The organism is Ruminobacter sp. RM87, assembly GCF_000701925.1.
GTDB classification, from domain to species: domain Bacteria; phylum Pseudomonadota; class Gammaproteobacteria; order Enterobacterales; family Succinivibrionaceae; genus Ruminobacter; species Ruminobacter amylophilus.
The window spans coordinates 1-10,800 of sequence record NZ_KL370838.1 but is presented as its reverse complement, the minus strand read 5'-3'; the positions used below and the strand labels follow the sequence as shown (position 1 = coordinate 10,800).

General features: G+C 43.5%; 8 protein-coding genes. 2 read left to right on the top strand and 6 right to left on the bottom strand.

All coding sequences use genetic code 11. The features are described from left to right. Both T489_RS14540 and nth read right to left on the bottom strand, forming a co-directional pair. The coding region (locus T489_RS14540) for a hypothetical protein (protein WP_198020493.1) at positions 1–2,019 on the bottom strand (2,019 nt) is incomplete at its 3' end. 558 nt (positions 2,020–2,577) lie between these two features. After that, positions 2,578–3,222, bottom strand: coding sequence for an endonuclease III (nth, locus tag T489_RS0113130; RefSeq protein ID WP_051622176.1), 645 nt, complete (start codon positions 3,220–3,222; stop codon positions 2,578–2,580). 280 nt (positions 3,223–3,502) lie between these two features. Here nth and T489_RS0113120 point away from each other — a divergent pair, with 280 nt between their 5' ends. Continuing rightward, on the top strand, positions 3,503–4,873 hold the full coding sequence (locus tag T489_RS0113120; protein WP_051622174.1) for a Y-family DNA polymerase: 1,371 nt from the start codon (positions 3,503–3,505) through the stop codon (positions 4,871–4,873). A gap of 308 nt (positions 4,874–5,181) precedes the next feature. Next, a complete protein-coding gene (locus T489_RS0113110) occupies positions 5,182–5,538 on the top strand; it encodes a hypothetical protein (protein WP_031580449.1) in 357 nt (118 codons plus the stop codon). Positions 5,539–5,846: 308 nt separating this feature from the next. Here T489_RS0113110 and dapB read toward each other — a convergent pair whose 3' ends face one another. From dapB to T489_RS0113090, 4 genes are all read right to left on the bottom strand, one after another. After that, positions 5,847–6,659: a 4-hydroxy-tetrahydrodipicolinate reductase gene (dapB, locus tag T489_RS0113105; RefSeq protein ID WP_198020494.1), complete on the bottom strand. Its 813-nt coding sequence runs from the start codon at positions 6,657–6,659 to the stop codon at positions 5,847–5,849. Between the two features lie 22 nt (positions 6,660–6,681). Beyond that, entirely contained in the window at positions 6,682–7,290 is a 609-nt protein-coding gene (locus T489_RS0113100; RefSeq protein ID WP_031580447.1) for an FKBP-type peptidyl-prolyl cis-trans isomerase, read from the bottom strand. Between the two features lie 323 nt (positions 7,291–7,613). Next, positions 7,614–9,584 carry a SurA N-terminal domain-containing protein gene (locus T489_RS0113095; RefSeq protein ID WP_031580445.1) on the bottom strand — a complete coding sequence of 657 codons (1,971 nt, stop codon included), beginning with the start codon at positions 9,582–9,584 and terminating at the stop codon, positions 7,614–7,616. A 298-nt stretch (positions 9,585–9,882) separates the two neighbouring features. Then, a complete protein-coding gene (locus T489_RS0113090; protein WP_255327025.1) occupies positions 9,883–10,170 on the bottom strand; it encodes an HU family DNA-binding protein in 288 nt (95 codons plus the stop codon). Between the last annotated feature and the right edge of the window lie 630 nt (positions 10,171–10,800).

Sequence of the window (10,800 nt, the reverse complement as noted above, 5' to 3'; positions counted from 1 at the left end):
CTCAGCTATGGTTTCTTTAGCTTCAGCAACCTTGTCAGCTGCTGCGGCCTTAACTTCCTGAGCCTTTTCGGAAACTGCTTCCTTAACCTCAGCTATGGTTTCTTTAGCTTCAGCAACCTTGTCAGCTGCTGCGGTCTTTACTTCTTCAGCCTTTTCAGAAACTGCTTCCTTAACCTCTGCTGCGGTTTCCTTTGCTTCAGCAACCTTGTCAGCCACTGAGGTCTTTACTTCTTCAACTTTGTCGGCTAACGCAGCTTTAACTTCTTCCTTGGCGTTTTTCTTTCTGCCAAAAAGTGAACCCAGACCAAACAGACCGCGATGCTTCTTTTCGTCATGATGTTCAGATTCATTTTCTTTGGCGGAAAGAATATCTTCGTTTTTATCTTCAGCCTCAGCAACAGCCTCTTTTACTTCTGCTGCGGTTTCAGAGACGGCTGACTGCACTTCATCGGCCTTTTCAGCTGCTGCATCCCTGACGTTTCCCGTGAGTGTGACTGTTTCCTTCTCAACATTTTTGTCTAAATCGATAACAACAGTTTCTACTGTTTCCGCGGCTTTTTCAGCCATAACGTCAACTGTTTCCCTTACCGGAGAAATCACGTCATCAACGGCAGGCTTGGTCTGCGGAGCGGCAGGAGCCGGCTGAGCTGTTTCTTCATCCTTAACGAATTTCAGTGTGGTTCCGGTACTTACAGGTTTGATAATTCTGTCATCAGATGAGGAAACCTCCGGATTTATGGTTGAGGCACTTACTGATGCTGTCTGCAGAGGAGGAACAACCTCACTTGATTTCGGCTGAATCACAGTCTTTGCAAAATCCTTGGACTTTGCAAACATCATGTCATTGTTTCTGGTAGCTTCAGATTCGACAACCAGATCAGAGAAGTCAGAGTTGTTTACCTTAATGATAGGGTCGGCAATGGCCTTCTTGACTTCATCACAAGTTTTGGCGGAGGCTGGAGCGCTCTCCATTTCCTTCTTCTTTTTGTCTTCCTCTATGCTGGCTGCGGTCTGAACCTTTGAAAGCTCCGCATACTTAGCAAAGGAATCCTCATTAGAGTTCAGAAGTTCCTTAACTCTTTCAAAAAGTGAGTTTATATCTTTTTTCCACGGGCTGGACGGATAATCGGTATTTGCATCTCCATCCTTGATTTTGAACGGACAGACCCAGCGACCTGAAAGATCAGGTTCGTTCATATTGAAAAATTCACTTGCCCTGCTGTCATCAAAAGTCAGAACACCGACGTTCTTCTCGGTTCTGAATTTTCTGATGGTTGCACTGTCATCTCTTCCCGCAAGATCAGGGTTGTAGGTAATCGCGCCGAATTCACGATCAAGTCGGCTGTAACTTGAGTCGGCAAAATGGCTGACTTTTGCACTCTGATAGAATTTATCGAGATCCCTCTTGCAGACGTATATCTTGTACGGATAGCTTGGATTATTGTAAAGATTCAGGTCTTCAAGGAAGAACGAAGTGTTTTCATAGAAGATTGATGAAATGTCAATAATGATGGTGTTGACGCGTGCAGCTTCTGACGGGGCATTACCAAGGCTGGCATATTTATTTCGAATGCCCTTGAAATAATCCAGAGACGCTTCAAGATTAATTTTCTTGATAAACAGATTGTTACTGTCAAAAGCATCCTCACCGCTCTTTACGGAAACAGCCATCTCTTCAATCTGGGTAATGAAAAGCGTATTGGCATCTGAATGATGCTGACTGATCAGATCTTCAATACTGTCGCAGTCAACGATGTCGAGTCGACCGCTTTTTTCCATGATATCAAGATTGGACTTAAGATTCTTTTCTTTAGACAGTACATCACGAACATGCTTGATATAATCGCAGTTTACATTAAGCTTTTGATTATATTTGCGCAAGGTTGGAACAACAAGATCGGCAAACGGAGTAAATTCTTCCGGCTTATTGAAGCATTCCTGATCTATATAGATGATAAAGTCTCTTACAAGCGAGCTAATTATCTTCTGTTCGTTATTTTTTTTGTTTGTATCGTTCATAGATCGCCTTTTTTAAATATGTATAACCAGCCATACTGAACAGCCCCTCCTCAAAAGAAGGCTTTCCGGCCGGACTCTGATCAGAAATCCTCCGGACAATCCCCGACGTTCAATCGGTTTGAATGCCTGAAAAGGTGTTTTCAGACACTCCGTGACCCGTTCTCTGGAAAAGTTAAGAACGGGTCGAGTGAAATCATGTCAAATCCGACAGCCTGATCCGGCACGATGATTACTGCAGGAATAATCAGACGGACATAATCCGAACCGGACACGGTTACATTGCTTATCGGAACTGAGAGAACTGTACGACTCATGATGAGTGTGTTTTATCCTTGTTCATGCCCTGTCGCAGTGAGCAGCGCATTAGATATATTTTAAATGTTTATCTGACAAAAAACATTTAAATTGACATAAAAAGAGCAATCATCACGGGATGGACAATCTGTTTGCCCAAATAATAATCGCACGTTATCCCCCTATCTTTAATATCATTGCATAAAGTAAAGATTTAAAAATCACGCTTGATCACTATAATGAAAAAAAGTTTTCTGATTTTACTTACTTTGTGACGTATTTGCTTTTCTTGAAAAAGGCGCAGAGGTGTGTCACCGGACATTCATGACATTTCGGGCGCTGGGCACGGCACACATATCTGCCGTGAAGAATGAGATGATGATGGGCGTTTTTCAGAAAACGTTCGGGAATACGCTTAGCCAGAACGTCACTCATCTGATTGGGAGTTTTGGCATGGCTCAGACCTATTCTGTCCGCAACCCTGAATATATGCGTATCGACAGCAATGGTCGGCCGGCCGAAAGCCACGTTAAGAACAACTCTTGCCGTCTTGAGTCCCACGCCGGGCAGTGAGACCAGTTCATTTTCAGACTGAGGTACTTCTCCTCCGAAGTCTGACACCAGTTTTTCACTGAGACCTTTCAGATATCCGGCCTTGGCCCTGTAAAGACCTATGGAGGAAATGATCTCCTCAATTGCCGCGGTTTCCATCCGTGCCATGGTCTGCGGATCGGGAGCCCTGGCAAAAAGGACGGGAGTAACTTTGTTTACGGAAGCGTCGGTGGCATGGGCCGAAAGCACCACGGCGCAGAGAAGCTCAAAGCTGTTATGATATACAAGCTCCGACCGAGGATTGCTTCTTACGGATTCAAATATCTCAAATAGTTCAGTTATCTGTGTCCTGTTCACCGTTGCCGTCCATATTCAGTTCTGAATTTAAAAACCGTGGTAACTCCGCGCGCTGTACGCAAAGACATGGACTTATGATAACAGTATTCAGTCCTGATTAAAACCTTCAGTTCGCCTGTTCATCACGATTTAACTCCGGAGCGATTACGCACAATTATGCAGAAAATTACAGAATATATATTTTATTCGTTATGTTTTTTGACAGAAAACAGGTATAATTGAAATAAAACCCACCATGCGAGAATTTTTCATCTGAATAACCACCGGCACAAGACAGAACATGAGCATCATCAGGTATACGGATCCGGACAAGGCAACTCCGGAGGATCTGCAGAGACTTAAGGCATATGAAATGAATGCCTCCCGCAGTTATTTTGCTCTGGCAGACTGCAACAACTTCTTTGTTTCCTGCGAAAGAATGTTCCGTCCCGATCTCAGGGATCGTCCGGTAATCGTGCTTTCAAACAATGACGGATGCGTAATTTCCCGTTCAAACGAAGCCAAAAAACTGGGGATTCCCATGGGGATTCCTCTTTTCAAAATAAGAGATCTTGTGCACCGGTACAACATTGCCGTTTTCAGTTCCAATTTCAGTCTTTATCTGGATATGTCCAACCGTGTCTATACCATGCTGAGCGGATTTGCTCCGGAGGTTGAAAGATACAGCATAGACGAGGCCTTTCTGAACCTCACCGGATATTCACGAACCTACAATAATTTTGATTACTGTCTTGAGATCCGTCACCGGGTGACACATGACATAGGCATCCCTGTATGTGTGGGAGGAGCTTCAACCAAAACCCTGGCGAAGATTGCCAATCACTGCGCCAAGAAAGGTATTCTTCCGGGAGGAGTTATGACTATAGATACGGATGATGAGAGAATTTTCGCCCTGAAAAACACCCCCCTTGACGATATCTGGGGAATAGGCAGAGCCCTTAATGAACGCTTTGGCAGAGAATACGGCATCAGAAACGCCTATGAACTGTCACTGCTGAATCCTGCGGAGATAAAGAAGAAGTTCAACATCACCACTGCCAATATCATAACTGAACTTAACGGTATTTCCTGCATTCCCATGGACAGCCAGCCGCAGCCCAGGAAACAGATTATGTGGAGCCGAACCTTCGGTCATCACATTACCGAACTTACCGAACTCAGCCAGATCGTGGCTGATTTTATAGTAAAGGCAGCTGAAAAGCTCAGGGAAGATCGTCAGTATGCCGGCATCATCAGCATATACATCCAGACCAATCTGGCTTCAGCAAGAGACCGTCACTACAGCAGACAGGCCTATGCCAGACTGAATATCAGAACCTGTGACACGACAGAACTGCTCAGTGCGGGACTTCGCGTGCTTAACGGTATTTTTGCACCGGGATACCTCTACTACAAGGCAGGAGTCATTCTTGAGGAGCTGTCTGCATCACGCGAGAGTCAGATGGATCTTTTTGATGCCGAGCCGGAATCCGAGGAGCTGAGAGAGAAACGCGCAAAACTCCAGATGGCTGTTGACCGGCTTAACGCCAGAAAACAGAATACGGTCTTTCTGGCGGCTCAGGGCATGTATGCCCGGAGCGGCATATCCAGACAGGAAAGAAAATCACCGGCATACACTACCTCCTGGAAGGATGTTCCCAAGGTTAAATAATTTCTTTTTTTTCATATTTTCCGTCATTTTTTGCACAATCGGTATTTCTGTGCTTTTGAATATTCACATTTTTCATCATCAGAACACTTAACTTATTTCAGTCAGACAATGCCCGCGCCGTCGGCATTTTAACCCCGTTCATGATGTTAAATTATTCGTTGGCGCTTGTTTGTAATATATATATTATATTGATATAAATCATTTAAATATAAATATTATTATTTTACTATTAAGAATAAATTTGATATCATGACGTTGAAATTCAAGCAGACTGTAAATTATTACATGCACATTACAGGAAGTATTTAATGACAGGAAAGAAAACCAGGGTTACAGTACGCGGGATAGAATTTCCCTCAATCGCATCCATGTGTGAGCACTATGGCATCACCAGATCAAGATGGAACGATGCTCTTAAAAGGTGTCAGAACCCGGATGAAGCCCTTAACAGGTGCCTCGAATTTGTGCCTGCACGTACCAAAAAGGTGATCATCAACGGACGTGAATTCAGTTCAATCGACGAGGCGGCATGCTGCTACAGGCTTAATCCGTGCAGCGTATACACCAAAATGAGCAGAAGCAAGGTATCAGCAGGAGAAGCTATAGAACAGCTTGTAAAAGCCAAAAACAACCTGAAAACCAAAAAAGTGAAAGAGAACTCTTAAGTTTCTCATAAAAACAAGAAGGCATCCTCAGGTGCCCTGCCGTTATCAGCAATACCGTCTGATAATCCGGAATATTAAAAGATAATAAACAGAATAAATCTACAGGCAAGGTACATAAACAGACCTTTCGGCACACCGGATGAAATTAACCCCCTGATCATAAAACTGAAATCAATCACTGTCACAGAAATTCTTTCATCACATTATCGCAATAAATTCAGATAATCATTCATAAAAAGAAAGAGGAACATACCATGATGTTCCTCTTCCTGTTTCACTTTTAGGAATTTCAATCCGCAGAATGAAGCTTACTTGAGATTAAGCACGTCCTGCATGTTGAAAAGACCGGTAGTACGATCACTTAACCACTGAGCAGCTCTTACGGCACCGTTGGCGAAAGTCATGCGGCTTGAAGCCTTGTGGGAAATTTCCACGCGTTCACCGATGTCCGCGAACATTACGGTGTGTTCACCTACAATGTCGCCTGCGCGAATGGTTGAAAAACCGATGGTTCCCGGCTTTCTTTCACCGATGATGCCGTTACGTTCCTTTACAGCAATGTCATTGAGGTTCTTGCCTAAGGCCCTGGCTACGGCTTCTCCCATGCTTAAGGCTGTTCCTGATGGAGCGTCAACCTTATGTCTGTGGTGAGCTTCAACAACTTCGATGTCGGAATAATCACCCATTACCCTGGTGGCCATTTCCAGAAGCTTGAATACCAGATTTACACCAACGCTGAAGTTGGATGCAAATACAACTGCTGTCTGCTTGGCAAATTCAGCAATCTGTCCTTTCTGTTCATCAGTAAATCCGGTGGTACCGAGTACAACCTTTGACTTGCGTGATACGCATTCCGCCAGATTATCAAGAGATGACTGAGGACGGGTAAAGTCGATCAGTACATCAAAGGCAGCCGCATCCCTGAGTGATGGAACTACAGCCACACCGAGCCTGCCCACACCTGCGATTTCGCCTGCATCGGCACCGATAACTGAAGACTCCGGATGTTCGGTGGCGGCAACCAGCTCGCACTTTTCACCGGCAGCCGTTACAGCCTGTACAAGGCAGCGGCCCATTCTGCCGTTAACACCCGCAACTGCAATACGTAACTTACTCATGATTCAATCTCCGAAAAAGTCTTAATTACTTAACGATATCGAGGAGTTCAACTTCGAATACGAGCACGCTGCATGGAGGAATTGAACCTGCGCCGTTTTCACCGTAGGCAAGTTCATATGGAATGGTTAAACGGTACTTTGAACCAACCTTCATCAGCTGAAGACCTTCAACCCAGCCCTTGATAACCTGATTTACGCCGAACTGGGCAGGTTCACCTCTTAATACTGATGAATCGAATACAGTACCGTCAATGAGAGTACCGTGGTAATGAACCTTAACAACGTTGTTTTCATTAGGGGTAGCACCGGTACCTTCATTAAGAACTTCGTACTGAAGACCTGAAGGAGTTACTACAACTGATTCCTTCTTTGCGTTTTCAGCAAGATATTCAGCGCCCTTCTTCTTGGCAACTTCAGCAAGAGCGGCCTGTTCATTGGCGAGCTTTTCATTTAATACTCTGAATGCGTCATTGATTTCCTGAGCATTAATCTGGAGCTTGCCTGCAAGTGAATCTCTGATGCCTTCAATAACGGCGTCAACATTGAATGCAGGGAACATGCTGTGTCTTAACTGATCACCAACCTGAGTACCGATACCGTAACAAACCTTATCTTCAGTAGTCTTGAATTCCATTAAAATAAATCCTTATCAATCTTATAAATGGTGCCCGAACAGGTGTTTCCTGCAGGAAACACGCAAAGCATAAAACCTTTATTCAGAAAAACCGGCCCCCGACTTTCAGATTCCAGTCAGAATGAATACGCACCGAAGGAATTCAGGTGTTTCATCGAACGGGAAATACCGGTACATTACTGATAACCTGTGTATTATACCTTGATTTACGGATTATTCTTCAAATTTAATTACTTATATCCATAAAAAAATCACCGTTTCGCCATAAAAACGAAACGGTGACCTGCTTTAAGACTCAGTCGGATGAATTCATCCGGTATTTATCAGTCTTCAGATGAGTCTGAAGAACCGTTTAAATACTTCTTGCTGAGATTGTATTCAATCTTGGACTTGTCACGTGCTGAATTAATCAGAACAACGTTGTCAGCCTTTGACTTCATATTGGAAATCTGCTGAGTAAGGAAATCATCACGTGAAGCATCAGGTTCACTGCGGATTTCCACGTCATTGAGGATCAGGATGTATGCGTTGCCGTCCTTGTCCTCATACTTTCCGTAGTTAATATTACCCTTGTCGGCACGGGCGAGCTCGAACACGTTTCTTGAAACGCTTTCGTCAACCTTGTTGTCAAGACGGGAAATGGTCTTAGGCTTATCAATGGTAATCTTACCTGAAGCGGCTTCGCCATCAATTGATTCACCCTTTGCAAGAGTTGCAATCAGGCCGTCAACATAGGTGTTTACACCGGCCCTGGAAGCATCGGCACTGATGTCTGCAATAATAGACTTCTTAACTTCATCAAGCTTCTTCGGAGTCTTTGGAACATAGTCTTCGATATGAACGACAACAAATGCGTTAGGACCGAGTTCGATAAGATCTGAGTTCATGCCTGATTCACGGAGTTCCTGATCGAATACCTTGTCAAGAACAGCCTTTTCACTGAACGGGAACTTGAGATCCTTTGCATCAGAAGCAAGGAAATCATAAGTCTGAACCTTAACGGTGTCAGAAGGATGATCCTTGTCGGAGCTGTTGGCTTCCTTGGCGGCAAAATCAAGAGAGTCTGGATTTTCAAAAGAAACGTCGGCAACAATCTGGCGCTTGTCGAGGAATACTTCCTGGCTCTGCTGCTTTACGAATCTGCTGATTACGTCAGACTTTGACTCTTCAAAGGTCTTTGAGGTCTTAGGAACAATCTTGTTGAGTTTGATGATGTGAACACCGAAATCTGATTCTACAGGTTCTGAAACATCACCGACCTTTTCGAGAGCGAAGGCAGCGCTGTCAATGCTCTTGTCCTGATGGCCTGAAGCGAATGCAGGAAGCTTACCGCCGTTCTTTGCTGATGAAGGGTCCTGAGAATACTGCTGAGCCAGGGCTGCGAAGTCTTCGCCGGCATCAAGCTTGGCCTTTACTTCCTTCGCCTTTTCCATGGCGTCGTCACCGGTAAAGAGGATGTGCGAAATCTCGCGCTTTTCAGGTACGGTATAGAGTTCGGTATGCAGATTGAAGAAATTGGTAAGATCTTCATCGGTATAGTGAACATCAGCTTCAACATCATCAGTGGTCAGATAGATGTAGGTGAACTTAACCTTGTCTGCATTGAGGTAGTTATCCTTGTGAGCTTCATAGTAGTCTTTAATCTGCTCTTCGGTAACCTCAACGTTGCCGATAAACTTGCTCTTGTTGATGTTCACCATGGTATAGGTACGGTTTTCAGTCAGAAGATCGGTAAGATGACCAACTTCACCCGGAAGAGCAAACTCACCTTCAATAACAGGCTTTAGGAAGGTTTCCTTGGCAATATCGTTTCTTAAAGCTTCACCGAATGCATCAGGACTCTGGAAGCCTGCCATGGACAGAACCTTCTGATACTGATCCTGATTGAATTCACCGTTAACCTGGAATTCAGGCATGCTTCTGATTCTGGACTTTACGAGAACTGCAGGAATGTCAACTCCGTCCTTTTCAATAAGCTGAGAGAGAGTTTCATCATTGATCATTCTTTCAAGAATGCTGGCCTTGAACTTGTTGTTGAAGTTGTCATCAATAGCCATCTGCTGTTCAAAGAACTTCTTGCCGAACTGTCTTTCAAGCTTGGACTTTTCGATACGAACCTGATTTTCAAGTTCATATTCAGGGATCTTCACCCCGTTAACCTTTACGGGTTCATCGTTACGATCCGGAATCAGGTAGGAACCTACACCGGCAACAGCGAAGGAAACGATAATTATGCCGAACAGAATCTTGGCTGCCGGTCCGGTTGAACCTTCGCGGAGTTTATCAGTAAACATGTATCTTTTACTCCGAAATATACACTAGGTAAATAAATTCAAAACACAAAAGTTAAAAAATTGTAATTATTATAAATGAAATTACCGTAATAATCTCACTATTATTATTTCATTTTTATTATAAGTCACGCGGAATGAAGGCAACTGCTCAAAAAATGATGGATCTTCACCTTAGGAATGAGCAGCTTCACTCTTCCGACTGATTCTGGCGTCCGGGAGCCTGATACAGGTCTCCATAAATGAAAAGCACACATTAAATGTGTGCTTTTACAGACTTAGAATCAGCTGATGCCCTATCTTACTTTAAAGCATCCTTTAAAGCCTTACCTGGACGGAAGCGAGGCACCTTGCGAGCTTCAATCTTCACTACTTCACCAGTCTTTGGATTACGACCTTCACGACTCTTGCGTTCGGTAGCCTCAAAAGTACCGAATCCAACAAGGGTAATGTTGTCATCGCTGCCAAGAGTTTCAGTTACTACAGATTCGAATGCCTTAAGAGCTTCATCAGCCTTCTTCTTGGTGATACCGGCTTTCTCAGCAATCTTCTCAACTAGCTGGGTCTTATTCATCTCTGCCCTCTTAATTAACACGTTATTGTTTTAGACTTTCCTCTTTAGCCCCGTAATATCCGAGATATCGGCGTTGCTAAACGTTTTCAATTATCAATAACAAACAGCTTATGAGCAACTCGCAAAAGGCAAAAATCTGTTACCGATCACTAAATTCAAAGGCTTTTGACGATTTTTTCACAAGTGTTACAGGATATTTACTGTTTTTTTGTATGTTATTTATTCATTTATGAACGTGTTTTTTGGCGTATTAGATGATTTTAAAGGCCTGCCGCAAGGGTTCTGCAGACCTTTCAGAGCATTCAGTGAATGAGGATTCTTAACTTTTCATAAAAGTTCCACTACCCCATAAACGTACCTCCCAAATATATCTCCAAACATTGCAGATTCAATATGTTCAGGTCTTGTTATTCAATAAAAATTATGGTATCCTTTAGTGTAACGGTTACACTAAAGGATATAACTAATGTATTACGATTTTTCCGTGCCAATTCCAAAGGAAAAAGGGAAGATTCTCTTCAAGAAAAAAGGTAATTCTTCTTATGTTTTGTATGAATATGAACGTGAGTACAAAAAGGATAAACAGTATGTGATCCCAAAGCGTTCTATTATTGGCAAATTGCTGTCTGATAATTCAGAACGAAT

Excerpts from the sequence above, each read along its gene's own strand:
- T489_RS0113120 (WP_051622174.1), top strand. The coding sequence starts at position 3,503 with ATGAGCATCATCAGGTATACGGATCCGGACAAGGCAACTCCGGAGGAT.
- T489_RS0113095 (WP_031580445.1), bottom strand. The coding sequence starts at position 9,584 with ATGTTTACTGATAAACTCCGCGAAGGTTCAACCGGACCGGCAGCCAAG.
- T489_RS0113110 (WP_031580449.1), top strand. The coding sequence starts at position 5,182 with ATGACAGGAAAGAAAACCAGGGTTACAGTACGCGGGATAGAATTTCCC.
- T489_RS0113100 (WP_031580447.1), bottom strand. The coding sequence starts at position 7,290 with ATGGAATTCAAGACTACTGAAGATAAGGTTTGTTACGGTATCGGTACT.